This is a genomic window from Rhodococcus sp. 05-2254-5 (assembly GCF_002258575.1).
In the GTDB taxonomy this organism is placed as follows: Bacteria; Actinomycetota; Actinomycetes; order Mycobacteriales; family Mycobacteriaceae; genus Rhodococcoides; species Rhodococcoides fascians.
Genome location: NZ_NOZG01000029.1, coordinates 551,365 through 577,875 on the forward strand (window position 1 = coordinate 551,365; position 26,511 = coordinate 577,875).

26 protein-coding genes are annotated in these 26,511 nt (G+C 65.6%); 10 read left to right on the plus strand and 16 right to left on the minus strand.

The annotated features are described in order from the left end of the window. Position 1: 1 nt before the first annotated feature. From CH278_RS22140 to CH278_RS22150, 3 genes are read left to right on the plus strand one after another with little or no spacing between them, the layout of a single operon-like run. Complete coding sequence (locus CH278_RS22140) at positions 2-760, plus strand: LamB/YcsF family protein (RefSeq protein ID WP_094622819.1); 759 nt, start codon at positions 2-4, stop codon at positions 758-760. After that, positions 760-1,362 (plus strand): 5-oxoprolinase subunit B family protein, encoded by a 603-nt coding sequence (locus CH278_RS22145; RefSeq protein WP_094622820.1) that lies wholly within the window; start codon positions 760-762, stop codon positions 1,360-1,362. The genes CH278_RS22140 and CH278_RS22145 overlap by 1 nt, the downstream gene beginning before the upstream one ends. Then, positions 1,359-2,213: a biotin-dependent carboxyltransferase family protein gene (locus tag CH278_RS22150; protein WP_094622821.1), complete on the plus strand. Its 855-nt coding sequence runs from the start codon at positions 1,359-1,361 to the stop codon at positions 2,211-2,213. Before CH278_RS22145 ends, CH278_RS22150 begins: the two co-directional genes overlap by 4 nt. 18 nt (positions 2,214-2,231) lie before the next feature. Here the strand turns inward: CH278_RS22150 and rlmB are convergent, their stop codons facing one another. From rlmB to CH278_RS22175, 5 genes are read right to left on the minus strand one after another with little or no spacing between them, the layout of a single operon-like run. Then, positions 2,232-3,215, minus strand: a complete 984-nt coding sequence (gene rlmB, locus CH278_RS22155) for a 23S rRNA (guanosine(2251)-2'-O)-methyltransferase RlmB (RefSeq protein WP_032373657.1) — start codon at positions 3,213-3,215, stop codon at positions 2,232-2,234. Next, a complete protein-coding gene (gene cysS / locus CH278_RS22160) occupies positions 3,215-4,630 on the minus strand; it encodes a cysteine--tRNA ligase (protein ID WP_094622948.1) in 1,416 nt (471 codons plus the stop codon). Before cysS ends, rlmB begins: the two co-directional genes overlap by 1 nt. A 23-nt stretch (positions 4,631-4,653) precedes the next feature. Continuing rightward, entirely contained in the window at positions 4,654-5,118 is a 465-nt protein-coding gene (gene ispF / locus CH278_RS22165; protein ID WP_027494342.1) for a 2-C-methyl-D-erythritol 2,4-cyclodiphosphate synthase, read from the minus strand. Continuing rightward, a complete protein-coding gene (gene ispD / locus CH278_RS22170; protein ID WP_094622822.1) occupies positions 5,115-5,780 on the minus strand; it encodes a 2-C-methyl-D-erythritol 4-phosphate cytidylyltransferase in 666 nt (221 codons plus the stop codon). Before ispD ends, ispF begins: the two co-directional genes overlap by 4 nt. A gap of 35 nt (positions 5,781-5,815) precedes the next feature. Next, the gene (locus tag CH278_RS22175) at positions 5,816-6,304 is read right to left on the minus strand and encodes a CarD family transcriptional regulator (protein WP_027494344.1); all 489 of its coding nucleotides are present in this window, start codon (positions 6,302-6,304) and stop codon (positions 5,816-5,818) included. A 288-nt stretch (positions 6,305-6,592) separates the two neighbouring features. On the opposite strand from CH278_RS22175, the gene CH278_RS22180 reads away from it, so the two are divergent. The 3 genes from CH278_RS22180 to disA all read left to right on the plus strand — a co-directional run bounded on the left by CH278_RS22180 (position 6,593) and on the right by disA (position 9,866). Then, positions 6,593-7,201, plus strand: a complete 609-nt coding sequence (locus CH278_RS22180; RefSeq protein ID WP_027494345.1) for a hypothetical protein — start codon at positions 6,593-6,595, stop codon at positions 7,199-7,201. A 53-nt stretch (positions 7,202-7,254) separates the two neighbouring features. Next, the gene (gene radA / locus CH278_RS22185) at positions 7,255-8,652 is read left to right on the plus strand and encodes a DNA repair protein RadA (protein WP_027494346.1); all 1,398 of its coding nucleotides are present in this window, start codon (positions 7,255-7,257) and stop codon (positions 8,650-8,652) included. 128 nt (positions 8,653-8,780) lie between these two features. Beyond that, entirely contained in the window at positions 8,781-9,866 is a 1,086-nt protein-coding gene (gene disA, locus CH278_RS22190) for a DNA integrity scanning diadenylate cyclase DisA (RefSeq protein WP_027494347.1), read from the plus strand. Between the two features lie 45 nt (positions 9,867-9,911). Here disA and CH278_RS22195 read toward each other — a convergent pair whose 3' ends face one another. The 3 genes from CH278_RS22195 to CH278_RS22205 form a co-directional block, all read right to left on the minus strand. After that, positions 9,912-10,781, minus strand: coding sequence for an SCO6745 family protein (locus tag CH278_RS22195; protein WP_027494348.1), 870 nt, complete (start codon positions 10,779-10,781; stop codon positions 9,912-9,914). A 15-nt stretch (positions 10,782-10,796) separates the two neighbouring features. Further along, positions 10,797-11,543 (minus strand): hypothetical protein, encoded by a 747-nt coding sequence (locus tag CH278_RS22200; protein ID WP_094622823.1) that lies wholly within the window; start codon positions 11,541-11,543, stop codon positions 10,797-10,799. 111 nt (positions 11,544-11,654) lie between these two features. Then, a complete protein-coding gene (locus tag CH278_RS22205; protein WP_027494350.1) occupies positions 11,655-12,281 on the minus strand; it encodes a carbonic anhydrase in 627 nt (208 codons plus the stop codon). Between the two features lie 121 nt (positions 12,282-12,402). Here CH278_RS22205 and CH278_RS22210 point away from each other — a divergent pair, with 121 nt between their 5' ends. Beyond that, positions 12,403-13,287 (plus strand): A/G-specific adenine glycosylase, encoded by an 885-nt coding sequence (locus CH278_RS22210; protein WP_094622949.1) that lies wholly within the window; start codon positions 12,403-12,405, stop codon positions 13,285-13,287. Here CH278_RS22210 and CH278_RS22215 read toward each other — a convergent pair. Continuing rightward, on the minus strand, positions 13,284-14,093 hold the full coding sequence (locus CH278_RS22215) for an alpha/beta fold hydrolase (protein WP_094622824.1): 810 nt from the start codon (positions 14,091-14,093) through the stop codon (positions 13,284-13,286). The two genes, CH278_RS22210 and CH278_RS22215, sit on opposite strands and share 4 nt — an antisense overlap. Next, entirely contained in the window at positions 14,060-14,836 is a 777-nt protein-coding gene (locus CH278_RS22220) for an alpha/beta fold hydrolase (protein ID WP_094622825.1), read from the minus strand. The genes CH278_RS22215 and CH278_RS22220 overlap by 34 nt, the downstream gene beginning before the upstream one ends. 36 nt (positions 14,837-14,872) lie before the next feature. Here CH278_RS22220 and CH278_RS22225 point away from each other — a divergent pair, with 36 nt between their 5' ends. Continuing rightward, positions 14,873-15,184, plus strand: a complete 312-nt coding sequence (locus CH278_RS22225; protein ID WP_094622826.1) for an antibiotic biosynthesis monooxygenase family protein — start codon at positions 14,873-14,875, stop codon at positions 15,182-15,184. Positions 15,185-15,200: 16 nt separating this feature from the next. Here the strand turns inward: CH278_RS22225 and CH278_RS22230 are convergent, their stop codons facing one another. Both CH278_RS22230 and CH278_RS22235 read right to left on the minus strand, forming a co-directional pair. Then, a complete protein-coding gene (locus tag CH278_RS22230; protein ID WP_094622827.1) occupies positions 15,201-17,495 on the minus strand; it encodes a putative bifunctional diguanylate cyclase/phosphodiesterase in 2,295 nt (764 codons plus the stop codon). A gap of 173 nt (positions 17,496-17,668) precedes the next feature. After that, a complete protein-coding gene (locus tag CH278_RS22235) occupies positions 17,669-18,106 on the minus strand; it encodes an OsmC family protein (protein ID WP_094622828.1) in 438 nt (145 codons plus the stop codon). A 94-nt stretch (positions 18,107-18,200) separates the two neighbouring features. Here CH278_RS22235 and CH278_RS22240 point away from each other — a divergent pair, with 94 nt between their 5' ends. Then, the gene (locus tag CH278_RS22240) at positions 18,201-19,400 is read left to right on the plus strand and encodes a lipase family protein (protein ID WP_179274495.1); all 1,200 of its coding nucleotides are present in this window, start codon (positions 18,201-18,203) and stop codon (positions 19,398-19,400) included. A 99-nt stretch (positions 19,401-19,499) separates the two neighbouring features. Further along, positions 19,500-20,873: a serine hydrolase domain-containing protein gene (locus tag CH278_RS22245; RefSeq protein WP_094622829.1), complete on the plus strand. Its 1,374-nt coding sequence runs from the start codon at positions 19,500-19,502 to the stop codon at positions 20,871-20,873. Between the two features lie 138 nt (positions 20,874-21,011). On the opposite strand, the gene CH278_RS22250 is transcribed toward CH278_RS22245, so the two are convergent. The 4 genes from CH278_RS22250 to CH278_RS22270 all read right to left on the minus strand — a co-directional run bounded on the left by CH278_RS22250 (position 21,012) and on the right by CH278_RS22270 (position 26,374). Beyond that, positions 21,012-23,552 (minus strand): ATP-dependent Clp protease ATP-binding subunit, encoded by a 2,541-nt coding sequence (locus tag CH278_RS22250; protein ID WP_032364473.1) that lies wholly within the window; start codon positions 23,550-23,552, stop codon positions 21,012-21,014. A 273-nt stretch (positions 23,553-23,825) separates the two neighbouring features. Next, positions 23,826-25,349, minus strand: coding sequence for a lysine--tRNA ligase (gene lysS, locus CH278_RS22260; protein ID WP_032391345.1), 1,524 nt, complete (start codon positions 25,347-25,349; stop codon positions 23,826-23,828). A gap of 36 nt (positions 25,350-25,385) precedes the next feature. Beyond that, positions 25,386-25,808 carry a rhodanese-like domain-containing protein gene (locus tag CH278_RS22265; protein ID WP_094622830.1) on the minus strand — a complete coding sequence of 141 codons (423 nt, stop codon included), beginning with the start codon at positions 25,806-25,808 and terminating at the stop codon, positions 25,386-25,388. Next, complete coding sequence (locus CH278_RS22270; protein WP_080731012.1) at positions 25,805-26,374, minus strand: cysteine dioxygenase; 570 nt, start codon at positions 26,372-26,374, stop codon at positions 25,805-25,807. The genes CH278_RS22265 and CH278_RS22270 overlap by 4 nt, the downstream gene beginning before the upstream one ends. Positions 26,375-26,511 lie beyond the last annotated feature (137 nt).

The window sequence follows — 26,511 nt, forward strand, 5'->3', positions numbered from 1 at the left end:
GGTGACGGCCATCGATCTCAACGCCGATCTCGGCGAAAGCTACGGTGCGTGGACTCTGGGCGACGACGACGCGTTGCTCGCAGTGGTGTCCAGTGCCAACGTCGCGTGCGGCTTTCACGCCGGTGATCCGACCACTCTTCTGCGCACGTGTCGCTCTGCTGCGAACGCAGGCGTGCGGATCGGTGCTCAGGTCGGCTATCAGGACCTCGCCGGATTCGGTCGACGCTTTCTCGACGTCGCCCCCGCAGATCTCACCGCCGACGTGATCTATCAGATCGGTGCACTCGACGGCCTTGCCCGAGTTGCCGGTTCGGCCGTCACGTACGTCAAACCGCACGGTGCGCTGTACAACGCGATCGTGCATCACCGCGAGCAAGCGAAAGCCGTCGCCGAGGCAGTCGCCGCGTACGACCCGCACCTGCCGGTACTCGGACTGCCCGGTTCGGCATTCCTCGACGAAGCCGAACGCGTCGGGTTACGCACGGTCGCAGAGGCTTTCGCCGATCGCGCCTACACCCCACAGGGAACTCTGGTCTCGCGCTCGGAACCGGGAGCCGTGCTCAGCGACCCGGAGGCGGTCGCCGAGCGGGTACTGACGATGATCACCGACGGTACGGTCGAGGCGGTGGACGGCACAACGGTCGAAGTCCGCGCCGAATCGATCTGCTTGCACGGCGACTCCCCCGGCGCAGTGGCGATGGCGAATGCCGTGCGGGACCTGTTGCGCGTCAACGCTGTCGATATCGCTTCCTTCGTCTGATGCGCCTCCTCCCCGCAGGCGAGAACGCGCTGCTGATCGAGTTCGCCGACCTGCCCGAGACCATGTCGTATCACCGGTCCATGGTCCGCCAACGGCCGGACGCGGTCGTCGATCTGGTTCCTGCCGCCCGCACCGTGCTGGTGATCTTCGACGGGGCACCGGCACCGATACTCGAGTGGGTCGCGGCGCTGGAACCCGCTGTCGACGAACCCACTGCCGCATCCGAGGCGGTCACGATTCCCGTCACCTACGACGGCGCTGATCTCGACGACGTCGCCCGCCTGACGAGCCTGTCCACCGCCGAAGTGGTTGCAGCGCATACGGAACAGACCTGGACAGTCGCGTTCGGAGGCTTCGCGCCCGGCTTCGGCTACCTCGTCGGCACCGACACCCGACTGCACGTGCCGCGACGTGATTCACCGCGCACCAGCGTCCCGGCAGGCGCAGTGGGTCTGGCCGGCGAGTTCTCCGGCATCTACCCGCGATCCTCACCCGGGGGATGGCAGTTGATCGGCCGCAGCGACGTGACGCTGTGGGACAGCGAGCGCACTCCACCGGCACTGCTCACACCCGGCACCACCGTCCGATTCGAGTCGACATGAAGGCCCTGACCGTCCTGCAGACGGGTCCGCTGTGCACCGTCCAGGATCGTGGACGACGTGGCCACGCGGCGGTGGGCGTCGGACGATCCGGTGCAGCGGATCTCCGTTCACACGATGCGGCAAACCGTCTGGTGGGCAACGACTCCGGGGCCGCCACCCTGGAAGTGACGTTCGGTGGCCTGCAGGTCCGAGCCGAGTTCGACGCCGTCATGGCCGTCACCGGAGCGCACGTGATCTGCCGCGTGGACGGCACCGTGCAGGGACTGCATTCGACGCTCGTGGTCCGAGCCGGGCAGACGTTGGAATTATCAACGCCCACAAGCGGTCTGCGCAGCTACGTTGCCGTGCGAGGCGGAATAGACGTTCCCGCCGTCCTGGGCAGTCGTGCGACGGACACGATGTCGGGACTCGGACCCGCAGTGGTCTCCCCCGGCACCGTTCTGCCCGTCGGCGACGAGAAAGCCAAGTGGCCAGCAGCAGAGTTCATTCCGCCGCCCGTCTTCCCGCAGACCCTGCACATCACGTTCGGCCCGCGCGAGGACTGGTTCACCGAGCATGCCCGATCGGTTCTGGTGCAGCAGCCATGGACGGTCACGCAGGATTCGGATCGCGTCGGCATCAGGCTCGACGGCGTGGAGCCCTTGACCCGCGCGGTCGACGACGAATTGCCCAGCGAGGGAATGGTTCTCGGGGCACTACAGGTGCCACCATCAGGACAGCCGGTGTTGTTTCTCGCCGACCATCCCGTCACGGGCGGCTATCCGGTGATCGCCGTCGTCACCGCGAACGATGTGTCCGCCGCCGCGCAACTGACCCCCGGAACGCGAATCCAGTTCCGCGCTGTCGGCTGATCCCGACCCTGCGCAACCTCAGCCTCGACGCTGACGCGCGATGTCGGCCAGCACGACGCCCGCAGCGACGGATGCGTTGAGCGATTCCACCGGCCCGGCCATCGGGATCGACAGGATGTGGTCGCAGGTCTCGCTGACCAGACGCGAGAGGCCCTTGCCCTCGGATCCGACGACGATGACGACCGGTCCCTTACCGTCGAAGGTGTCGAGGTCGGTGTCGCCGCCTGCGTCGAGGCCGACGACGGTGACGCCCTTGGACTGCCAATCCTTCAGTGTACGAGTCAGATTGACCGCCCGCGCGATGGGCAGTCGGGCTGCGGCACCGGCGCTGGTGCGCCACGCCACGGCCGACACGCTGGCGCTGCGACGCTGCGGAATCACGACGCCGTGGCCACCGAACGCGGCCACCGAACGCACGACGGCACCGAGGTTACGCGGGTCGGTGATGTTGTCGAGCGCCACGAGCAGTGCGGGTTCCTGGTGCGTGCGCGCGTTCGAGATCAGATCGTCGGGGTGCGCGTAACGGTACGGCGGCACCTGCAGGGCCAGGCCCTGGTGCAGTCCGTTGGCGCTGAGCTTGTCCAGATCGGAGCGGGGAACTTCGAGGATGGAGATCCGTGCGTCGCCTGCGCGTTGCACGGCTTCCTTGAGTCGATCGTCGCTGTCGGTGCCGACGGCAACCCACAGGGCGGTGGCGGGCACGCCTGCACGCAGGCACTCGACGACCGGGTTGCGCCCGAGTACCACCTCGGGACCGTCTTCTGCCTTGCGTCCGGCCGGACGTCCACCCGCGCGTCCTCCGGTGGTACCGCCACGGTTCTGCGCGGACTTCTCGGCGAGCTTGGCCCGACGCGCTGCGGGATGCTTGGTGCGCTCGGAGGCGGGGGGTGTTGCGCCGCGGCCCTCGAGGCCCTTACGACGCTTGCCTCCGGATCCGGCGACCTGACCCTTCTTGGTGCCGTCCTTGCGGATTGCGCCGCGCCTACTCGAATTGCCTGCCATCACAAACCTGCTTCGTCGGTCTTGCTCGTACCCAGCGACCATTCGGGCCCGTTGGGTGTATCTGTCACATCGACTCCGGCTTGCGCCAGTCGATCGCGTATCTCGTCGGCGACGGCCCAGTCCTTGGTCGCCTTCGCCGTTGCTCGACGCTCCAGCTCGGCCTCGACGAGAACGCCGAGTGCACCGAGAGCTGCTGCGTCCGAACCACTGTCGCTCGACCAGTGCGGATCGAGGGGGTCGACACCGAGGATGTCGAGCATCGCCCGCACGCTGCCCGCATGCTCCACGGCTGCCGGTAGGTCACCGGACTCGAGGGCGGTGTTGCCGAGGGTGACGGTGGCGTGAATCTCGGCCAACGCTTTGGGCACACCGAGATCGTCGTCGAGAGCCGCGGCAAATCGGGCGGTCCACTTGCCCATCGGTACGTCACCGGCACGTTCGACGGCTCGCCGGACGAATCCTTCGATGCCCCGGTACGTTACCGCCGCGGTCTCGAGCGCAGTGTCGGAGTATTCCAGCATCGAGCGATAGTGCGCGCCACCGAGGTAGAACCGAAGTTCTTGCGGCCGAACCTTTTTGAGCACGTTGGGTACCGAGAGGACGTTGCCGAGAGACTTGGACATCTTCTCGCCGCCCATCGTCACCCAGCCGTTGTGCAGCCAGTAGCGCGAGAAGCCGTCGCCGGCCGCCATGGATTGAGCCCGCTCGTTCTCGTGATGCGGAAACACGAGATCGAGTCCGCCACAATGGATGTCGAAGTCCGCGCCGAGGTACGTCTCCGCCATCGCCGAGCACTCGAGATGCCAGCCGGGACGGCCTGGGCCCCACGGCGTCGGCCACGAGGGCTCGCCGGGCTTGGCACCCTTCCACAGCGTGAAGTCGCGAGGATCGCGCTTGCCCTCGGCAACGCTCTCGCCCTGGTGTACGTCGTCGAGCTTGTGACCGGACAACGCGCCGTAACTCGGGAAACTCTGCACGTCGAAGTACACGTCTCCGCACGAATCGGCGTACGCGTGGCCACGCTCGATCAGCCGCTCGATCATCTGGACCATCTGAGTGATGTGGCCCGTCGCACGCGGTTCGGCTGACGGCGGCAGCACACCGAGTCGGTCGTAGGCCCAGGTGAACGAACGCTCGTACGTTGCCGCCCACTCCCACCACGGACGACCGGCGTCGCGCGCCTTGTTCAGGATCTTGTCGTCGATGTCGGTCACGTTGCGAACGAAAGCGACGTCGTAGTCGTGTGCCAACAGCCAGCGGCGCAGAACGTCGAACGCCACTCCGCTGCGTACGTGGCCGATGTGAGGCTCACCCTGCACCGTTGCCCCACACAGGTACACCGATACATGGCCAGGGACCAAGGGGGTGAATTCCCGCAGGGCCCTCGTCTCGGTGTCGTGTAGGTGAAGGGTCACGACCAGCAATGCTACCGGTGGTTTTACCTCGTCATGACAAGTGCGGTCGCGACGGCCGCGATTCCTTCGCCGCGACCGGTCAGCCCGAGCCCATCGGTGGTGGTCGCGGACACCGACACCGGGGCACCGAGCACACCCGAGAGAACGTCCTGCGCCTCGACGCGACGCGGTCCGATCTTGGGCCGATTACCGATGATCTGCACCGCAGCGTTGCCGACCGCAAACCCGTCGGCGTCGAGCAACCGTCGTACCTCGGTCAGCATCGCGGCTCCACTGACCCCGTCCCACTCCGGACGCCCGGTACCGAAGACCGACCCCAGATCGCCCAGGCCCGCAGCGGACAGCAGGGCGTCACACAGCGCGTGCGCGGCGACGTCGCCGTCGGAGTGGCCCTCGAGACCGTCCGCGTCCTCGAAGAGCAGTCCGGCCAGCCAGCAGGGTCGGCCGGGAGCGATGGGGTGGACGTCGGTGCCGATGCCGACTCTCATAGGAGCGCCTCTGCCAGTAGTAGGTCGTGCGGAGTGGTGATCTTGAATGCGAGCGCGTCGCCGACGATCGTGTGCACCGTCTCGCCGATGCGCTCGACCAGTCCCGCATCGTCAGTGGAGATGTCGGTAGCGGCGGCATAGGCGCGACGCAGGACGTCGGCGTCGAAGCCCTGCGGGGTCTGGACCGCACGCAGACTCGCGCGATCGGGCGTGCCGACCACAGCGCCCATGAGGTCGACTTCCTTGACGGTGTCGACGACGGGCAGCACCGGGATGACCGCTGGTCGTCCGGCTCGGACCTCGGCGACGACGCGGGCGATCAACGCGGGCGGGGTGAGAGCGCGAGCGGCGTCGTGGACGAGCACGACCGAAGCGTCTCCGACGACGGCGAGACCGGCGCGCACCGAATCGGTGCGTTCGCGGCCGCCTGCCACGACGATGACGTCGTCGCCGACGAGCCCGCGGGCCGCGTCGAGCAGATCGACGGGCACGATGACGACGATGCGGTCGACGGCACCCGAGGCACGCAGTCCGTCCACGGACCGCGCGAGAAGAGAGTCGGTACCCAGACAGACGAAAGCCTTCGGCTCGTCGTGTCCGAGCCGAAGGCCTTTACCTGCTGCGGGTACCAGGGCGACAACGTCGCCGGCGGTACCGTTCACGCTACGAAGCTGCTCATTCTGCGAAGCTGCTCACTCTACGAAGCGGTGGCGAGAACTTCGTCGAGCATGGTGTCGGCCTTGGCCTGGTCGGTTCCCTCGGCCAGTGCCAACTCGCCGACGAGGATCTGACGCGCCTTGGCGAGCATCCGCTTCTCGCCTGCCGACAATCCACGATCCTGTTCGCGACGCCATAGATCACGAACGACCTCTGCCACCTTGTTCACGTCACCGGAAGCCAGCTTCTCCAAGTTGGCCTTGTAGCGACGCGACCAGTTGGTGGGCTCTTCGGTGTGCGGTGCGCGCAGCACCTGAAAGACTTTGTCGAGGCCTTCTTGCCCGACGACATCGCGAACGCCGACGTACTCGGCATTGTCCGCGGGGACTCGAACGGTGAGGTCGCCTTGCGCGACCTTGAGAACCAAGTACTCTCTCGGTTCACCCTTGATGGTGCGTGTCTCTATCGCTTCGATCAGCGCCGCTCCGTGATGGGGGTAAACGACGGTGTCTCCGACCTTGAAAATCATGTGACAAGTGCCCCTTTCGATTTATCCAGAATACCACGCCCATTATCAACGGCGCAGGTCAGGGGCACAGTGCTGCCGAATCAGGGGTTGACACAGACCGTTCGACGTGTATCCGATGCCACATTTCGGCCGCGGTCGTAACACCCCCGTTCCGTGCGGAAGGCTGCCCTACCTGGCGCATCGTGAGCAGTGGCGGACCCCACGAGCGGTCGGTGGACGAGAACTACTACTCTGCCTAGTGGACGAGATGGACCGAGCCGGCCCGGCACCACATGGAGGACGACCGAAGTGACTGCAATCGACGCTGCGACACCGCTTGGCCGCCATCGCAGAACGGCCGCCGCCCTCGCGCTTCTCGCTGGTGGCACCCTCGTACTCACCGCCTGCGGCGCAGGTCAGATCTCGCAGACGGCCACTCAGGTCGCGGCGGTCAACGGCAATTCCGTCGACGTCGGAGACATTCAGCTTCGCAACGTGCACGTCGTGTACCCCTCCTCCGAGGAGTACAGCATCGAGCCCGGCGGCACCGTCGAGCTCGGGTTCACGGCCATCAACGCCAACCCCGCCGTGGCGGACGAGCTGACCGGGATCTCCTCTCCCGAGGCTCAGGTCACCATCGTCGACGAGGCAGAACCGGGCAGCACCGAGATCGCTCCGCTGACCGCGCTCGGTGCCGGATCACCCGCCGACACGCAGCTGGACGATCCTCTGCTTCCGATCCAGCTCATCAAGGTCGAGATGGCCGACATCAGCGAGAACGTGCGCCCGGGCCTGACGCTGCCGGTCACCTTCGAGTTCGCCAATGCGGGCGATGTTGTCGTCAACGTGCCCGTCGACGCCGGTCACGAATTGGAGCGCTCCGAGGAGGCAGTCTCCGAGCACAGCGGCGGGCACTGACCCCTCCGTACGAGGTCACCGGACCTGTCGGTGCCGATCGTTAGGCTTCCGACGTGGTCAAACTGAAGTCGAGCTACCGCTGCTCCGCGTGTCATCATTCGGTCTCCAAGTGGGTCGGCCGGTGTCCCGAATGCGGCGACTGGGGCTCGATGGACGAGGTCCAGGCCACCGCGGCACCGCTCACGTCGCGCGCAGGTGCATCGGCGCTCCGCTCGGGCGGCGGCGCCATGATCCCGACGACGCCCGCAGCTGCACTGACGACCATCAGCAGCGCAACCTCGCAGGCGAACACCACCGGCATCGACGAGTTCGATCGTGTCCTCGGCGGCGGCCTGGTCCCCGGTTCGGTCGTTCTGCTGGCCGGCGAGCCGGGCGTCGGCAAGTCGACGCTGCTGCTCGAGGTGGTGCATCGGTGGGCTCGTTCGGCTCCCGACCGCCGCGCGCTCTACGTCACCGGCGAGGAATCGGCAGGGCAGGTTCGGCTGCGAGCCGACCGTACCGGCGCGGTGCACGAGCGCGTCTTTCTCGCCGCCGAGTCCGATCTGGCAACCGTGTTCGGACACGTCGAACAGGTCAAGCCCAGCCTGTTGATCGTCGATTCGGTGCAGACGATGCTCGCCGCCGACGTCGACGGCGTCATCGGCGGTGTCACTCAGGTCCGCGCCATCACCAGTGCGTTGACCACTCTGGCCAAGACCACCGGAGTCGCCGTTCTGCTCGTGGGGCACGTGACGAAGGAAGGCGCGGTGGCAGGCCCACGCTCGCTCGAACACCTCGTCGACGTGGTCCTCAACTTCGAGGGCGACAAGCACTCCACGCTGCGCATGATTCGCGGCGTCAAGAACCGGTTCGGCGCCTCGGACGAGGTGGGCTGCTTCGAGTTGCGGGAGACCGGAATCGTCGGCATCAGTGACCCGTCCGGGCTGTTCCTGCATCACCGCAACGACGCCGTCCCCGGGACCGCCGTCACCGTCACGATGGACGGCAAGCGGCCGCTGCTGGCCGAGTTGCAGGCACTGATCGTCGACACCGCGATGCCGTCACCGCGACGCGCGGTCAGCGGACTCGATCACGCCCGTGTCGCGATGATTCTGGCCGTCCTGGAACGCCGGTGCGGGGTGAAGGTGTCCAAGGCCGAGGTCTATGCCGCGACGGTCGGCGGGATGCGCACGAGTGAGCCGTCCGCAGATTTGGCTCTGGCGGCTGCGGTGGCGTCGGCGGTGCGTGATCAACCGTTGCCCGCAGGAATGGTGATTCTGGGGGAAGTGGGGCTCGCCGGCGAGGTACGACGCGTTGCCGGGCTCGGGCGCCGCCTCGCCGAGGCAGCCAGACTGGGGTTCAACTACGCCATCGTCCCCGAGGACGCGGGCCCCATCCCGCCCGGCATCAAGGTCAAAACCGTCACCAACGTCGGTGAGGCCCTGACGTACACGCGTATGCGGCCGGTATGACACCGGGCGGTACCCTTTACGGCGCTGCCCGTGTGCAACGGCGTGGCCCGCATTCGGCGGCGCGTTAGTCTTTGTTGGGCACGAGCTCCAGATCTGCCGCATGCCGTTACGACACGAGGGGGTTGGCCATGGAAGGCGCCGCGCAGTCCCCGGCGTTACGCGAGACCATCGCTCGACTGGCACCGGGCACCGCCCTGCGGGACGGTCTCGAGCGAATCCTGCGCGGCCGCACCGGCGGATTGATCGTCCTGGGCTACGACGAAGAGGTCGAGGCCATCTGCGACGGCGGGTTCGAGCTCGATGTCGAGTTCGCGCCGACACGACTGCGCGAGCTGTCGAAAATGGATGGCGCAGTAGTGCTTTCGACCGACGGGCAGCGCATCGTTCGGGCCAATGTTCAGCTCGTCCCGGACCACAAGATTCCTACCGTCGAATCCGGCACCCGACACCGCGCAGCCGAGCGAACCGCGATGCAGACCGGGTATCCCGTTGTCTCCGTAAGCCAGTCGATGAGCATCGTCAGTGTCTACATCAGCGGCATCAGGCACGTCGTCGAGGGCTCGGCCACCATCCTCTCGCGCGCCAATCAGGCCGTCGCCACGCTCGAGCGATACAAGGCCCGGCTCGACGAGAACACGCGTCAGCTCTCGGTCGTGGAGATCGAAGATTTCGTGACCCTGCGCGACGCGTTGACCGTCGCGCAGCGCCTCGAGATGGTGCGACGGGTGTCGGTGGAAATCGAGCAGAACGTCCTCGAGCTCGGCACCGACGGCCGTCAGCTCGCTCTCCAGCTCGAAGAGTTGTTGGGCGACAACGACATCGACCGTCAACTGATCGTGCGCGACTATCTCGCCGGCAACGAACCGTCGAGCACCACCGGCGTGGAGAAAGCGCTCGCGGCGCTGGACAAGCTGACCGATGTCGACCTGTTGGACCTGACGACTCTGTCCCGGGCATTCGGTTATCCCGCGACCATCGAAGCGTTGGACACCCCGATGAGTCCGCGCGGTTATCGCGTACTGACGCGAGTGCCGCGGTTGCAGTTCAGCCAGATTCACCGACTCGTGGGCGCATTCGGCACTTTGCAGGGCCTGCTGGCCGCCACCGCAGCCGATCTGCAGTCGGTCGACGGCATCGGCGGCCTGTGGGCCAGGCACATTCGAGAGGGGCTGTCGCGCTTGGCAGAGGCCTCGATCTCCGGGCCCTACGACTAGGAAGCGCTACGACCGAGACCCGGAACCACTGGGAACCGGTAACGCCTACCGCTTCTTGGTCCCCGGGAGGAAACCAGCGTCGATCACGGCTTTCACGTAGGGCCGTGCGCTCGTGATCAGCTGCTCCGCATCCGGAACGGTCTTCCACACTGCCGAAGCCATGGCGTCGGTACGCTCCTCGATGTGCCGATCGAGAGCGGTGCCGGCCTCGGTCAACGTCTCCCCCTCGGCAGAAGTGGTGAGCAGTCCCCGGACGGCGAGTCGTTCTGCAGCCGAATCCCATTCGGTCTCGGACCACTGTCGCGTCAGCTGTGTGATGCGCTTGCCGAGCGCTCGGCGCCCGGGCTGCGGTGTCGGGCGGACGGCTTCGTGGAACACCGCTGCTTCCGCGGGGTCGAGTTCCGCGTCGATCAACGCGGCGAGGTGGCCGTCGCCCCGCCACTCACGCAGCACGGTGATCGAATGCCACAGGGCGAGATGAGGCACGTCGGGTCGTTCGGTGGAATGCCATGCTGCTGCGAGAGGACGGCCGGCGAAGGACGCCGCGTCGCCGATGCTGCGCAACCGCTCCGCGATGGTCGCGAGATCGGGCTCGGAGGCCAAGGAACCCAGTGCTGCGCCGAGGACGGAGTCGAGCAGTGCCCACCGACGATCGGACACTGCATCCAGACCGACGGCCACAGCGGCCGGCCACGCCTGCTCGATCAACACCGGGTTGAAGTTGTAGAACGCAGCCGCGACGACGCTGGGCGCGCACGGACCCATCGGCGCGGCCCTCGCGCCCACGTACCAGGCATGACCGTCGAGTCCGGTGTCCTCGTACGCAGATCCGAGTTCAGGATTGAAGTACGCGGTCACATGGAAGGGTTCGAGCGTCGTGTAGGCCGCTCGGGCAAGCGCTGTCGGGGTGGTCATGAGATTCAACCGTACTCAGCCGGTGATGTTGAACGGTTCCGGCACGCTCTTGAGTTCGCCGAGCTGTGCGATGGCCTGGTATGCACCGACGCCGACCGAGACGCGCTCTTCACCGCAACCGGGAACCGAGTTGGTGCCCGACCACTTCACCGTGAAGCCGGCCTGCTCACCGGGCTTGAAGGTTCGCAGATCCGACGCAGCGTTCGGGAAGCAGTCGATGTTGGACCAGATGCGCTGATTGTCGAGCGTGTAGACGAGCGCCTGCTGCAGCCCGGCACCGACGTCGCGTTGGCACTCCGCTGACCCGATGTTGGTGATCACGACGGTGAACACGGGCTCTTCGCCGAGGCGATAGGTGGCCTTCTCGGGCGTCACCTTGATCGCGAGGGACTGATCCGGGCACTGGTTGGCGATCGCCGGAGCGGGCGCACCACTGGTCGTTGCTGCTGTCGTGCCACCGCCGGCCGCGGAGTCGGTACCGCCGCCCGAACCACCGGACCCACCGGAACCGCCCGATCCCTCACCCGAACCACCGGAGCCACCCGAACCACCGGGCGTGGCAGACGAGCTGGGCGACGGCAGCGCGGACGTGGTCGCCGGAGCTGCGACCCCGGCCGGAGCGGCCTCGGGGTCGTCGGAACGACCGCTGAGCGAGGCGATGAACCACACGATCAAGCCGAGGACGACAACGGCCGCACCGATGGCGAGTGCGCGGCGTCGCCAATAGATTTCGGGAGGCAATGGCCCGGTCGGTTCCAACACGAATCAACCGTATGCGGCCGAAGCCACGCTATCCCTGAGCCCACGCGGCGTGTCGCACCGGCGAACGGGCTTTCGGGGGCTGCCGGACCGTCAGGCGGGCTGTTCGACCGTTCAGGCCGGCTGCTCGCCGATGTCGCCGATGACCTCGCGAAGCTGCGCACGCCCCTTGGACAGCTGGTACGTGAGTCCGACGATCGCCAGCTCGCCGGCTTCGACCTTCTCGGCGACGATGCGCGAACGCTGCATCAGCAGGTTGCCGGTTTCCTGGACGTGGCGCGCCTCGAACTCGTCGACGGCTTCGTGGCCGTCGCGTCGGGCCGAGAGCACCGACGGGGTGACGCGCTCGACGACGTCGCGGATGTAGCCGCCGGGCACGTCACCGCTCTCGAGTGCGTCGACGGTCGCCTGGACGGCACCGCAGTGGTCGTGGCCGAGCACGACGATCAGCGGAGCATTGAGCACCGCGACGCCGTACTCGATGGAGCCCAGAACAGCGGAATCGACGACGTGGCCGGCGGTGCGAACGACGAACATGTCGCCGAGGCCCTGATCGAAGATGATCTCGGCGGCGACGCGTGAGTCGGCGCAGCCGAACAGGATGGCCCCGGGGTGCTGAGCGCTCTCGAGCCGGGCGCGGTCCTCGATACCCTGCGACGGATGCAGGACCTCTCCGGAGACGAACCGTTGGTTGCCTTCCTTGAGTGACTTCCAGGCAGCGATCGGATTCGAAGCAGGCATAGCTCTCATTGTGCACGCGCAGCGGGTTACCGGCGAGTCGGGTGCACGCGCAGCGGGCTACCGGCGAGTCGGGTTCACTACTGTTGGTACCCGTCACAGACACGAGAAGAAGGGCGCACAGTTGCCGATCGATCCCGAGGCCCTGCTCGGATGGTTCGATACCGACGGACGCGACCTGCCGTGGCGTCGTCCGGGAGTGACCGCATGGCAGATCCTGATGAGCGAGATCATGCTGCAGCAGACGCCCGTCGTGCGGGTGGCTCCCATCTGGGAGCAGTGGGTGCAGCGGTGGCCGGTCCCCTCGGCGATGGCCGCGTCGTCGCAGGCCGAGGTGCTGCGGGCGTGGGGGAAGCTGGGGTACCCGCGTCGCGCATTGCGTCTGCACGAGTGTTCTCGGGTGCTCGCCGAGGACTACGGCGACGAGGTTCCGCAGGACGTCGACACCCTGCTCGGCCTGCCCGGCATCGGGGCCTATACGGCCAGGGCGGTGGCGACTTTCGCGTACGGCCAGCGAGTTCCGGTGGTGGACACCAATGTTCGACGCGTCGTCGCGCGTGCGTTGCACGGCAACGCCGAGCCTGGAAATCCCTCGACGACAAGGGATTTAGCCGACGTCGAACAACTGCTTCCGGTCAGCGTGCCCCGCGCCGCCCGGTACTCGGCGGCGTTGATGGAGCTCGGCGCGCTCATCTGCACCGCCAAGAATCCGGCGTGCCTGCTGTGCCCACTTCCCGAGTGCGCCTGGATCGAGGCCGGGCGGCCTGCGCACACCGGCCCGGCGAAGAAGGTGCAGAAGTTCGCCGGAACCGATCGACAGGTACGCGGCAAACTGATGTCGGTCCTGCGGGAGAGCACCGGGCCGGTGGAGCGGGCTCAGCTCGACATCGTCTGGCCCACCGACCCCACCCAGCGCGACCGAGCTCTCGATTCCTTGCTCACCGACGGATTGATCGAACAAACCGAGTCGGGATTGTTCGCGCTGGCCGGTGAGGGTTCGGACGGCTAGGACGCCAGAAACTCCACCAGAGTCGCATTGACGGCGTCGGGTCGTTCAAGGTAGCCGAAGTGGCCCGTATCGGCGATTTCGACGTAGCGCGCACCGGGTATCGCCGCAGCCACTTCACGACACTGCTGCACCGGAATGAGCCGGTCGTCGGCAAATCCGACGACGAGCGACTTGGCCGAAATTCGGCGATACGCTATCAATCTGTCTGTGCCGGCACGCATTTCGAGTCCGATCTGCGCCCGCATACCGGCCGTCTTCTTGCCGCCGGAGTATTCGAGCACCGCCAGCCAGTCGCCGATCGCTGCCTCGTCGGCCAAGGTCTTGGGCGAGAAGTTCTGCATCGCAGTCATCGCCGCCCGGTACGAGGCCGGAAGTTCGACTCCGGCGTCGAACAGGTCTTTCTCACCCTTCGTCAACTGCTGACGCATTGTGGTGTTTTTGCCGTAGGTGGCCATCATCACTGCGTGCGACACCAGATCCGGCCGCGCCAACGCCAATTCCTGGGTGACGCGTGCGCCCATCGACGTGCCGACGACGCGCGCCTTTCCGCCGCCGAGATGTTCGATCAAGGCGGCGGTGTCTGCGACCAGGTCGTCGAGCGTCATCCCGCGCGCACACTCGGACGACGGTGCGATACCGCGATTGTCGAATGTGACCACGCGATATCCACTCTTCACCAGCGCGGGAACCTGATGGGTTCGCCAGACGCGGCCCGGGCTTCCCGTTCCCATCACCAGAACCACGAGCGGTCCGTCACCGGTGACGTCGTAGTTCAGGTCGATTCCGTTGAGCTGTGCGAGCGGCATTCGGATGATCCTAGTGTGCGCAGGAACCCCTCGACGGCGTCGCGATACCGCCCCGGGGCTTCGTCGTGAACGAGATGCGCCGCACCCTCGACTCGGACGTACACCGATCCGGGCTTGGCCGAGTGCATTCGGCTCATCTGACCGGCCGGCGTGATGGTGTGCTCACCTTCGATCAACAGAACCGGAGCACGGACGGCATCCCATTCGTTCCAGAAGTGCCGCGTCCCCCACTCCTGCGAAATGGCCTCGAACGTATCGACGTCACCGTGCAGTCGCCAGCCGTCGTCGCTGAGCTCGAACGAATCCAGAAAGTACTGTCCGGCAACATCTCCGAAGAAGGCGCGTACCGCGTCGGCGTCCGGGAACGGTTGCGGCCACGCCCGGATCATCGCCGCCCAGCCGTCCGCCGTTCGACCGCGAAAGTCCGGCGCGATGTCTTCGACGACGAGCGCGGTGACCAGATCGGGTCGCCGCGCAGCCGCACACCAGCCGTGCAGCGCTCCCATCGAATGACCGACCAGCACACTGGGACCCACCGTTTCGAGGTGTTCGATCAGGTCGTCCACGAACGCCTCGGTCGTCAGTTCGGGCGGCGGAGGCCGACGGTGGCCCGGGGCGTCGTAGGTGTGTACCCGCCCGAATTCTCGGAGCCACGGAATCTGGCGTCGCCACGTCGCCGCACTGCCCATCAGCCCGTGCAGCAGCAGTATCGAACGGCCGGATCCACCCTCGTCGTAGAGCATCACCGCCGAGCATATCGGCGGGGTAGTCTCCCGAGAATGGCCATTGTGAAGATCAACGCGATCGACGTACCCGAGGGCGCAGGCCCCGAGCTCGAGAAGCGCTTCTCCGCGCGTGCCGGAACGGTCGACGGTTCGCCCGGTTTCCTCGGGTTCCAGTTGCTCCGTCCGGTCAAGGGCGAGACACGCTATTTCGTCGTCACCCAGTGGGAGGACGAGGAGTCGTTCCAGGCCTGGTCCGGTGGCCCGTCACGGCAGGCGCACGCAGGTTCCGGCGAGAGCAAGCCGGTCGCGTCGGGCGCGTCACTGCTGGAGTTCGAGGTCGTGCTGGACGTGCCCGCCACCTCGTGACGACGCAGTTCGCCCGTCAGATGGGCTGACGGGCGAGCTCCCACTCCAGTCTGGTGGGCGTATCGGAATCGAGCTTGTGCACGGCGTCGAACAACAGCTCGGCAGGCATCGGGCGACCGAGGTAAAAGCCTTGTGCCGCATCGCAACCCAGCCGACGAAGGGCGTCGAGGGTGCCTGCATCCTCGACGCCCTCGGCCATGATTCGCACACCCAGACTGCGGGCCAGGTCGATGGTCGAGCGAACGATGGACGCGTCGGTGTCGTCGGAGTTCATCTTCGAGACGAACGAGCGGTCGATCTTGAGGGTCTGCACCGGCAAGGTCTGCAGGTACGCCAGCGAACTGTAGCCGGTCCCGTAATCGTCGATGGCCAGAGTCACCCCCAGGCTGCGCAACGAGGTCAACGCAGCCACCGATCGCACCGGGTCGGTCATGGCTGTCGTTTCGGTGACCTCGAACTCCAGGGCGTGCGCCGGTACCGAGTGTTTCGCCAGTGCCGCGGCGACCTGTTCGGTGAGTGTCTCGTCGAGAAGATTCCGAACCGAAAGGTTCACCGAGACAGACAGAGTGATGCCTCGCCGCCGTAGTGCGCTGCACTGCGCGAGTGCCTCGTCCAGTACCAGCGCGGTGATGGCGGGCAACATGCCGGTGCGCTCCGCATCGGGGAGAAACGTCGACGGCCCGATCAGTCCCTCGCGAGGGTGCAGCCACCGCAGCAGAGCCTCGACCCGGTCGACGCTGCCCGACTCGAGATCGAGACACGGCTGGAAGAACACCCGGAGCTGATGGTCACGGATCGCCGTGTCGAGCTCGCCCAACAGTCGCATCTGATCGTGTCGGTTTCGGTCCATGTCGGGCTCGTACAGACCGATGCGAGCATGGCCTGCCTTCGCGGACGTCAACGCCACATGAGCTCGCTGCAACATCGCCTCGCCGTCGACGCCGTTCGTCTCGGACGCTCCCGAACACTCCTCGAACGCCGCTATCCCTACCGCCGCATCGAGGGCGACGTTGATGTCGTGCACGAACATCGTTCTGCTGACAGCGAATTGGAGCCGATGAGCCATGTCGAAAATATCGGTCCTGCCCGGGAGCCGACGCATCGCCACGACGAACTGATCGCCTCCCAGCCGCCCCACCAGATCGTCGGACCGCACCGAGGCGACGAGGCGATGGCCGATCTCGCGGAGCACGCTGTCGCCCACGCTGTAACCGAAGGTCTCGTTGATCTGAGCGAAACGGTCGATGTCGACCACGAGCGTGAAGACGTCCGATTCGCCGCGCGTGGCGAGCATCGTGTCGAGCCGCTCCCGAAGCAGCCTGCGGTTGCCCAGTCCGGTAACGGCATCCGTTCGTGCCACGTTCTCGAGCACCGAAGCCTGCCTGCGCAGCGTTCCGAGGAAGCAGGCCATCCTGCCGCCGACCAGGGATATGACCAACGCAGAGGACAGCACGATCACCCAACCCCACTGCGCGACGGGCACTCCGCGAGCCAGTTGCACGGCCATGGCCGCCGGGGTGACGGCAACCGCGAGACCCAGACCGACGAATCGTGCTCGCCCGAACCTGAACGGACTGGGCCGCTCGATCCGTGCGACCGCCCGCTCCGGCACGAACAGCGCAACGACTCCGAAGCACACGTAGGCCGCCAGCCACAGCGTGTTCGGGATCAGCGAGCGGTAGAGCTCGACATCGTCGAGCCGAGAGTAGGTGGCGAAGTCGGACACGGTGAGAAGCACTGTGCCGATGGTGGCAGCCACGACCGGGATTCCGGTCGAACGCGTCAACAGATAGAGACTGCCGATGAGAGTGAGCAAGAACGCGTCGATGGTCAGGTAGACGGTCGCAGGCAGGAACGAGAGCATCGAGGCCAGCGGCCCCGTCCAGTCGCCGGGAACGACGAACATCCACGCGGCCAGACCGACGCCCACTGCGACCACCAGACATTCGAGCAGCTCTTCCAAACCGAAAACGAGCCCGTTCTCGTCGGCCGCACGCGCGAACCCCACAGCGATGATCACGTACCCGGCCAGAAACAGCACGTCCGCGGCCGAGAAGGTCGAGACCCGACCGCCCCCGTACTGCATCAGGGCGACCAAGCCGTCGCCCACGCCCCAACAGCCGACACCGAGGGCCATGTACTTCCATGTGCGCCGATCCGGACCGTTCTCGCGCAGGTACCGATAGACGAATGCCGCCATTGTGGCCAGGACCACGATTGCATAGACGATGTCGCGGGGTAATCCATGCGGGGCTGCCGCGTGCGCTGCGACTGCGAGGGCACCCAGGCCTAGGAAGCGCGTCCACAACATGGTGGGCACATCCTTCCTAGGCTGGTCGTTACATTCCCCGAAGGTATGCAACAGCCGATCTAACCCGATGCTTGACCTCGATTCGGCACCGAACCATCCGTGGATGGGTCGATTCACGAACTATTTCAAACCTGACGACTGTTCGCCAGTCTCACATCGGGTGATCCGTTCGATCAGCCTTCGAGCGCGGCGTCCAGCGTGATCTCGACACCGGTGAGAGCCTTGCTGACCGGGCAGGTCTCTTTCGCTTCCTGCGCCGCCTTCGCAAACCCGTCGGCGTCGAGACCGTCCACCTCGCCGCGGACGGTCAATTTGATACCGGTGAGCTTGAAACCGGGCTGATCCGGACCGAGCGAGACATCAGCGGTGACTTCGAGACTCTGCGGAGTACCGCCCGCTTCGGCGATCAGCGCCGACAATTGCATCGCGTAACAGCTCGAATGAGCCGCTGCGATCAGTTCCTCCGGGCTGGTGGTGCCGTCTGCGTTCTCGGCGGCACGCTTGGGAAACGACACGTCGAACGTCGCTGCACCCGAACTGGACAGCTCCACTTGCCCGGAACCTTCTTCGAGAGTTCCATTCCATGCGGTGCGTGAGGTACGTGTTGGCATCGAACCGAGTCCTTTCGTCGTCGACCCTTCATAGGGCCGATACTCAGGCTAACGTCGGCGGGGTGACCGGGCCATCGAGTGCGGAGATCTCGAGATGACGAACGAGCGAGCCACCAGTTGCCTGCGGCGAACAGCGATGATCGTGGCGGCGGCGCTCGTCTGGGGTGTCACGCTGTCGGCACCCGTCGTCGCCGATCCCCTGTCGGACTTCTACGACCTGCCGGTGGAATCGACGGGACATTCGCCCGGCGATGTGGTGCGAGTACGACCGATGAACTCGCCCAAAGGTTTCGGACTCGGCTTCGACATCGAACGAATCCTGTACACCTCTACAGATACGCACGGCGAACCCATGACCGTCTCCGGGTACACGATGACCCCCACCGCGCCGTGGCCCGGTCCCGGACCGCGACCGGTGATCGCCTACGCGCCCGGCACATCCGGGATGGCCGATCGCTGCGCCGGATCGGCGGTTCTCGGCACAATCGGCTCGTCCCCCGCCATCCTGCCGCTACTGCTGGCCGGCTATCGCGTCGTAGCGACCGACTACCAGGGACTCGGCACTCCGGGCGGGCACACGTATCTGAACCGCCTGGCCTCGGCACATGCGTTGCTCGACGTAGCGAGAACCGCCGACGATGACGCGCCGTTGGTGCTGTACGGGTACTCGGAGGGTGGGTTCGCCTCGGCCTCGGCGGCCGAACTCGCCAATGGGTATGCCCCCGAGCTCAACATCGTCGGCGCCTATGTCGGTGCGCCACCGGCAGATCCGACGCTCAACATCGAGCCCCTCGACGGCACCACACTCGGCAGCGCCGTCCTGTTCGCGGTCGACGGCATGATCAATGCCTACCCCGAACGTGCCGACGACATCCGAAGCGTGTTCGACGCCGACGGCACCGCACTGCTGGACGCCGCGCAGAACTGGTGCAGCACCGACCGTGCAGCGAACGACGCTATCGACACAAGAGCTCTGACCCGCGACGGACGCCCACTCACCGCACACCTGAACGACCCCGGAATCTTCGATGTGATCGATGCGAACACCGTCGGCCGAATCGCACCGAGCATGCCGGTCTACCTGTCGCACGGCGTCGCGGACGACGTCGTACCGATCGAGCAGTCCCGCGCTCTGCTCGAACGCTGGCAGGAACTCGGTGCCGACGTCACCTACCGCGAATACGACTTTCCGGTCGTCCCGATAACGGGCGCGAACCATGCACCCGGAGCCCTGGCCGCATACGCCGACATATTGCCCTGGATCGCGGACCTCGTTCACAGAACCGAGGCCTGATCTCAGCACCGAAATCAGGGTCTTCACCGAGGCGATCGCGGGGAGTTCCTTGATTCACTCGTGCGGCAACGCAGTTCGCCGACCGAGGGACGCCCATTCATGCGCATCGTGCACACCCTGTTGACCGTGGCAGCCATCCTTACCTCGATCTCTCCTGTTCCACCCGACACCGACGCCCGGTCGGACGTCGAGCACGTCGCCGACGTGTTGGGTCTGCCCGGAGTGGCGCTTCGCGTCGTCTCCGAAGGCGAGGTCACCGAGGACGTGACGGTCGGGATGGACGGAAACGGTTCCCCGATCGACGACGGCACACCCTTCGTGTGGGGTTCGGTATCGAAATCGGTGACGGCAGCAACGGTGCAGGCGCTCGTGGCCCAGCACCGTCTCGACCTGACCGATCTCGTCGAAGACGTTTTGCCCGAATCGAATTCGATCATCTCGGCCGACGTCACCGTTGCAGACCTGATCCACCACACCGGCGGGCTACCCCACGACGTCACCGCGTTGGACGTGTGGGGAAGAACAGAACGAGCCCTCGACGTGGTGCCCGCCCTGCGGCTCACACCCGACGACCCGGGTTCGTTCCGCTACTCCAGCCTCGACTATCTACTGCTGCAAGCAATCGTCGAGAGAATCACCGACGAACCGTTCGCCGACGTCGTCGCCCGTGAAACCGGTGTGCACACCAGCGAAGCAGTGCCACCCGGTCACGTCCCGTTCTTCACCTTCCCTCGACGCATCGACACCGGAATCGACAACGCCGGGTTGGGCTACGGCTACCTCGCCGGATCCATCGACGAACTCTCACGCTACGCATCGAGCCAACTCACCACTGTGGCGTCGACCGGTCGAGATGCGGTGCCCACGGGGTCGGGACTGTCCTATGGATTCGGCTGGTACGTCGAAACCCTGCCCGACGGTACCGAGATGCGCTGGCACTCGGGGGCCGTTCCCGGCTACTTCACCCACGTCGCGCTCATCCCGGACCGCCACATGGCCGTAGTGTTCGCGACCAACCGATACGGCGAACTCGAAGCCGAACAGTTGGCCTCGGCGGCCCGCGCACTGGTTCTCACTCGACTCGGATTCGACGAGCCCCGCAGCACCGGCCCGGGCCTGTACGCCATGCTGTTGATCGGCTCGACCGCTGTCGCCGTGCTGCTCGCCGTGTGCGCGATCCGCATTCTGCTTCGCCGGCAAACCGCGCCCGGCCGGTGGGCACCTGCGCACGTCCTCATCGCTGTTGCTGCCGGAGGAGTGCTGTACTTCGCGACACCGACGCTCACCGGTGTACCCATCTCCACCCTGGGCCGTTGGGCTCCCGACGTGACAGTGCTGTTCTGGCTCGTGCTGTCGGAACTTGCCGTCATCGCCGTTGCTCTCGCTGTTCGCACCCTCCGTCAATGGACCCCTGCACACACGTCTGAACGGTGCAACGGCCCATTCACCCACGGAGGTGATCTGCGTGAATGAACCATTGCATGCGTCTGAGCGCTGCAGGGGTCCATTGACGCGAACGGGGGCGGGGGGCGGGTGTTGGTTGGCTTGTGGACATACGACAACGGGCGACCCTCCGAAGAGGATCGCCCGTTGTGTTGGAACTGGTGGAACTTACTCGCTGTCGCTGTCTCCGGCGGCCTTGGCCAGATCGACCGGAACCTCGTCGGGGACGATGATGGCTTTCTTCTCACCGCGGAACGTGAACTTCGCGTCCTCGCCTGCGCCTTCGCCGTCCCAGTTCTCGACGTCGACCAGGATGATCTGGCCGGCTTCGATCTCGCCGAAGAGGATCTTCTCCGACAGGGCGTCCTCGATCTCGCGCTGGATGGTGCGACGCAGTGGCCGCGCACCCAGTACGGGGTCGAATCCGCGCTTGGCCAGCAACGACTTCGCCTTCTCGGTGACCTCGATCGCCATGTCCTTGTTCTTGAGCGCACCTTCGACTCGGTTGAGCATGAGATCGACCATCTGGATGATCTCGTCTCGCGTGAGCTGGTGGAACACGACGATGTCGTCGATGCGGTTCAGGAACTCAGGCCGGAAATGCTTCTTCAGCTCGTCGTTGACCTTGAGCTTCATCCGCTCGTAGTTCGAGCCGGTGCCTTCACCCGAGGAGAAGCCGAGACCGACAGCCTTCGAGATGTCTGCGGTACCGAGGTTCGAGGTGAAGATCAGCACGGTGTTCTTGAAGTCGACCGTGCGTCCCTGTCCGTCGGTCAGACGACCGTCTTCCAGGACCTGGAGCAGCGTGTTGTAGATCTCCGAGTGGGCCTTCTCGATCTCGTCGAACAGCACGACGGAGAACGGCTTGCGGCGGACCTTCTCGGTGAGCTGGCCACCCTCTTCATAGCCGACGTATCCGGGAGGAGCACCGAACAGACGCGAGGCGGTGAAGCGGTCGTGGAACTCGCCCATGTCGATCTGGATCAGCGCATCGTCCTCGCCGAACAGGAAGTTCGCGAGTGCCTTCGACAGCTCGGTCTTACCGACACCGGACGGGCCGGCGAAGATGAACGAGCCCGACGGGCGCTTCGGGTCCTTCAGACCTGCACGGGTACGACGGATCGCCTTGGAGACGGCCTTGACTGCCTCTACCTGGCCGATGATCCGCTTGTGCAGCTCGTCTTCCATGCGGAGCAGACGGGTGGTCTCCTCCTCGGTGAGCTTGAAGACGGGGATGCCGGTCCAGTTTCCGAGGACCTCGGCGATTTGCTCGTCGTCGACCTCGGCGATGACGTCGAGGTCACCGGAGCGCCACTGCTTCTCGCGCTCGGCGCGCTGACCGACGAGGGTCTTCTCCTTGTCGCGCAGGTTCGCAGCCTTCTCGAAGTCCTGTGCGTCGATGGCCGATTCCTTCTCCCGGCGTGCGTCGGCGATCTTGTCGTCGAACTCACGCAGGTCTGGCGGCGCGGTCATCCGGCGGATGCGCATCCGCGCGCCCGCCTCGTCGATGAGGTCGATTGCCTTGTCGGGCAGGAACCGATCGTTGATGTACCGGTCGGCCAGAGTGGCGGCCGCGACGAGGGCACCGTCGGTGATCGAGACGCGGTGGTGAGCCTCGTAGCGATCGCGCAGACCCTTGAGGATCTCGATGGTGTGCTCGACGGTCGGCTCGCCGACCTGGACGGGCTGGAAACGACGCTCGAGTGCGGCGTCCTTCTCGATGTACTTGCGGTACTCGTCGAGGGTGGTGGCACCGATGGTCTGCAGTTCGCCACGAGCCAGCTTCGGCTTGAGGATCGACGCTGCGTCGATGGCACCTTCGGCTGCACCTGCGCCGACGAGCGTGTGCAGCTCGTCGATGAACAGGATGATGTCGCCGCGGGTGTTGATCTCCTTGAGCACCTTCTTCAGGCGCTCCTCGAAGTCACCGCGGTAACGGCTGCCTGCCACGAGCGAGCCGAGGTCGAGGGTGTAGAGCTGCTTGTCCTTGAGCGTCTCGGGAACTTCGCCGTTGACGATGGCCTGAGCCAGTCCCTCGACGACGGCCGTCTTACCGACACCGGGCTCACCGATGAGAACAGGGTTGTTCTTGGTACGACGCGACAGCACCTGCATGACGCGCTCGATTTCCTTCGCACGACCGATGACCGGGTCGAGCTTGCCTTCGAGCGCGGCTTGGGTCAGGTTGCGTCCGAACTGATCGAGGACCAGTGACGTCGACGGGGTACCTGCTTCGCCGCGACCGCTGCCGCTCTCGGACGGCTCCTTGCCCTGGTAACCGGACAGCAGCTGGATGACCTGCTGGCGTACCCGGTTGAGGTCGGCTCCGAGCTTGACCAGAACCTGAGCTGCGACGCCTTCGCCTTCGCGGATCAGGCCGAGCAGAATGTGCTCGGTGCCGATGTAGTTATGGCCGAGCTGCAGTGCTTCACGCAGACTGAGCTCGAGTACTTTCTTGGCGCGCGGGGTGAACGGGATGTGACCGGACGGAGCCTGCTGGCCCTGGCCGATGATCTCCTCGACCTGGCTGCGTACTCCTTCGAGGGAGATGCCCAGCGACTCGAGAGACTTGGCGGCGACGCCTTCGCCCTCGTGAATGAGGCCGAGCAGAATGTGCTCCGTGCCGATGTAGTTGTGGTTGAGCATCCGGGCTTCTTCTTGAGCCAGGACGACAACACGCCTCGCGCGATCGGTGAACCTCTCGAACATCGCTCTCCCTCACTTCTCGGTGGGTGGTAGCTCGCCCACCAGTTCTTCCAGCGCCGCAGTGTCCTGAACACTCGGTCGCTTGTGCATTCGAAGGTAAGACTGTGTCTCACTGTAGTTGGCCGACGTGACGAACGCCGACCCTCCACCCCTGAAATACTGCGTATCCGGCAGCGAGACGGACCGCCTCGTGTGCTTACTGTTCATAACGCAGGCACTTTGCAAAACGTTTCCCGATCGCTGTCCGCTGCTGGCGAACAGCTTTCTGGCCTCCGATCAGGCCTGCGACGGCTTGACGATCGGAAACAGGATCGTTTCTCGGATACCCAGCCCGGTCAACGCCATCAGCAGACGGTCGATTCCCATACCGGTTCCGGTGGTCGGCGGCATTCCCTGTTCCATGGCCGCGAGGAAGTCCTCGTCGAGCACCATCGCCTCGTCGTCGCCTGCGGCAGCCTGACGCGCCTGGTCCTCGAAGCGCTCGCGCTGGATGATCGGGTCGATCAGCTCCGAGTAGCCGGTCGCCAGCTCGAATCCCCGAACGTAGAGATCCCACTTCTCGGTGACGCCCGGCTTGCTGCGGTGCTGACGCGTCAGCGGCGACGTCTCGACGGGGAAATCACGAACGAACGTCGGTTCGGTCAACGCGTCACCGACCTGGTGTTCCCACAGTTCCTCGACGAGCTTGCCGTGGCCGTAGATCGAGACGCCGTCCTTGCGGGGGACGTCCAGCCCGACCTTGTCGGCGATCGCGAGCAGTTCGTCGACGGTGGTGTCAGGAGTGACGTCGAATCCGAGCGACTCCGACAACGACGGGTACATCTCGAGCGTCGTCCATTCGCCGCCGAGATCGTAGGAGGTGCCGTCGGGCAGGGTGACCACGGTGGATCCGAGTGCGGCCACCGCCACTTCCTGGACGAGTTCCCGCGTCATCTTCGCCGAGTCGTCGTACGTGCCGTAGGCCTCGTAGGTCTCGAGCATCGCGAACTCCGGCGAATGCGAGGAGTCGGCACCTTCGTTGCGGAAGTTGCGGTTGATCTCGAAGACCTTCTCGATGCCGCCGACGACGCAGCGCTTGAGGAACAGCTCCGGCGCGATGCGCAGGTACAGGTCCGTGTCCATTGCATTGGAGTGGGTGACGAACGGCCGGGCCGCGGCGCCGCCGTGCAGCGTCTGCAGCATCGGGGTCTCGACCTCGAGGAAGCCGCGACGCTCGAGTGCGTTGCGCAGTTCACGAACGACGGCGATGCGCTTGCGGGCGGTCTCTCGGGCCTCCGGACGCGTGATCAGATCCAGGTAGCGCTGCCGAATACGCGTCTCTTCGCTGAGTTCCTTGTGCGCGACGGGCAAGGGCCGCAACGACTTCGACGCGATCTGCCATGCGTCGGCCATGACGCTGAGCTCACCACGACGGGAGCTGATGACCTCGCCGTGCACGAACACGAAGTCGCCCAGGTCGACGTCGGCCTTCCACGCTGCGAGGGCGTCCTCGCCGACACCTGCCAGGCTGATCATGGCTTGGAGCTGGGTGCCGTCGCCCTCCTGCAGGGTGGCGAAGCACAGCTTGCCGGTGTTACGGACGAAGATCACGCGGCCGACGACCCCGACGATCAGGCCGGTCGTCGTGTCGGCGTCGAGCTCGGGAAACTGGGTGCGGATCTCGAGCAGGGAATGGGTCCGCGGAACCGATACCGGATACGCCTCGACCCCGCGCTCGAGCAGCGCTGCGCGCTTGGCACGACGAATCCGTAGTTGCTCCGGGGTGTCGTCGGCCGGCTGGGTAGAAGCTGTATCACTCACGCGCAGATACTTTACAGACCGAGTATGTACGGACGATCAGTGCGCTGCGACGGCCTCTGCCTCGCGTACGCAGTGCTTGGCCTGCGTCAACACACCGAGCAGACCGGCCGACTTCAGCGCCTGATAGCCGCCGACCAGATCGGTGGCCTTGTGCAAGCCCAACAGCTTGAGCGACGCGGCCGCGAGCGACGAGGTGTAGCCCTCGGAGCAGATGACGATCCACTCGACGTCATGATCGACGGCGATCGCCAGGCGTGCGTCACTGGTGGGATCGAGACGCCATTCGAGGACGTTGCGTTCGATGGCCAACGCACCGGGCAGGGTGCCCTCGACTGCGCGCTGCGCCTGCGGGCGAATGTCGACGACGACCGCGCCGCGGTCGACAGCGTCACGGAGCTCGAAGACGGTCATGCGATCGATGGTCTCGCGAGCGGATTCGAGCATTTCGACGATGGTCATCTCGTGGCCTTCTCGGGTTCGGCGGTGAGCTCACTGCGGGTACGGCGCAGCGTGGCACGCTCGGTCACTTCGTAGTACGACATCGCCGTCAGCGGCGGTGAGTAGGCGTGCACGCTGAGGGTGGGCCCGGTCGTGTTCGACGCCGGATCGTGCATCACGTCGTGCACCCATCCCAGCGGAAAGGCTGCCTGATCTCCCGCGTCGAGATGACGTTCCTTCAGTTCGGTTCCCGCCCAACGGTATTCGAGCAAGGAACCACTCAGGACGGTCAATGCACCGAGCGATCCGGCGTGATCGTGCAGTTCGGTGGATCGCTCGGGAACCCAGCTGATCAACCAGACGTCGAGATCGTCGTCGGAGTGCAGGCGAGTGGCCCAACGCTCGTCGGTAGGCCACTGTCCACCGCCGGGAAGCAGGTGGTCGAAGCGACCCTCGAGGACGTCCGATGCGCCCTGATCGGTGATCCGAAGCAGGTCGGGAGGACGCAGCCGAGTCGGCAATGTCGAGACCGACCGCGAGGTCGAACGGGGTCGGGTGGGTGCAGAAAATACAGGTGTGGAAAGCATGAAGCTCTACTCCAGGGGTGTGTAACGAACGAGGCAGCGGTCAGCCTCGACAACACTCCTGGGTGGCCATGCACGTCATCACGCCGACGATTCTGACACACGAACGCCCGACGCGCTACCCCGCTTCACCGAAACAC

What these genes read in the sequence shown, in the direction of transcription:
- disA (WP_027494347.1), top strand. Translation starts at nt 8,781, where the DNA reads ATGGAAGGCGCCGCGCAGTCCCCGGCGTTACGCGAGACCATCGCTCGA.
- CH278_RS22195 (WP_027494348.1), bottom strand. Translation starts at nt 10,781, where the DNA reads ATGACCACCCCGACAGCGCTTGCCCGAGCGGCCTACACGACGCTCGAA.
- CH278_RS22230 (WP_094622827.1), bottom strand. Translation starts at nt 17,495, where the DNA reads ATGTTGTGGACGCGCTTCCTAGGCCTGGGTGCCCTCGCAGTCGCAGCG.
- ispF (WP_027494342.1), bottom strand. Translation starts at nt 5,118, where the DNA reads ATGAGAGTCGGCATCGGCACCGACGTCCACCCCATCGCTCCCGGCCGA.
- CH278_RS22270 (WP_080731012.1), bottom strand. Translation starts at nt 26,374, where the DNA reads ATGCTTTCCACACCTGTATTTTCTGCACCCACCCGACCCCGTTCGACC.
- CH278_RS22265 (WP_094622830.1), bottom strand. Translation starts at nt 25,808, where the DNA reads ATGACCATCGTCGAAATGCTCGAATCCGCTCGCGAGACCATCGATCGC.
- CH278_RS22215 (WP_094622824.1), bottom strand. Translation starts at nt 14,093, where the DNA reads ATGCCGCTCGCACAGCTCAACGGAATCGACCTGAACTACGACGTCACC.
- CH278_RS22250 (WP_032364473.1), bottom strand. Translation starts at nt 23,552, where the DNA reads ATGTTCGAGAGGTTCACCGATCGCGCGAGGCGTGTTGTCGTCCTGGCT.
- CH278_RS22225 (WP_094622826.1), top strand. Translation starts at nt 14,873, where the DNA reads ATGGCCATTGTGAAGATCAACGCGATCGACGTACCCGAGGGCGCAGGC.
- CH278_RS22220 (WP_094622825.1), bottom strand. Translation starts at nt 14,836, where the DNA reads ATGCTCTACGACGAGGGTGGATCCGGCCGTTCGATACTGCTGCTGCAC.
- CH278_RS22145 (WP_094622820.1), top strand. Translation starts at nt 760, where the DNA reads ATGCGCCTCCTCCCCGCAGGCGAGAACGCGCTGCTGATCGAGTTCGCC.
- rlmB (WP_032373657.1), bottom strand. Translation starts at nt 3,215, where the DNA reads ATGGCAGGCAATTCGAGTAGGCGCGGCGCAATCCGCAAGGACGGCACC.
- CH278_RS22245 (WP_094622829.1), top strand. Translation starts at nt 19,500, where the DNA reads ATGCGCATCGTGCACACCCTGTTGACCGTGGCAGCCATCCTTACCTCG.
- CH278_RS22175 (WP_027494344.1), bottom strand. Translation starts at nt 6,304, where the DNA reads ATGATTTTCAAGGTCGGAGACACCGTCGTTTACCCCCATCACGGAGCG.
- CH278_RS22150 (WP_094622821.1), top strand. Translation starts at nt 1,359, where the DNA reads ATGAAGGCCCTGACCGTCCTGCAGACGGGTCCGCTGTGCACCGTCCAG.
- CH278_RS22240 (WP_179274495.1), top strand. Translation starts at nt 18,201, where the DNA reads ATGACGAACGAGCGAGCCACCAGTTGCCTGCGGCGAACAGCGATGATC.
- CH278_RS22205 (WP_027494350.1), bottom strand. Translation starts at nt 12,281, where the DNA reads ATGCCTGCTTCGAATCCGATCGCTGCCTGGAAGTCACTCAAGGAAGGC.
- CH278_RS22235 (WP_094622828.1), bottom strand. Translation starts at nt 18,106, where the DNA reads ATGCCAACACGTACCTCACGCACCGCATGGAATGGAACTCTCGAAGAA.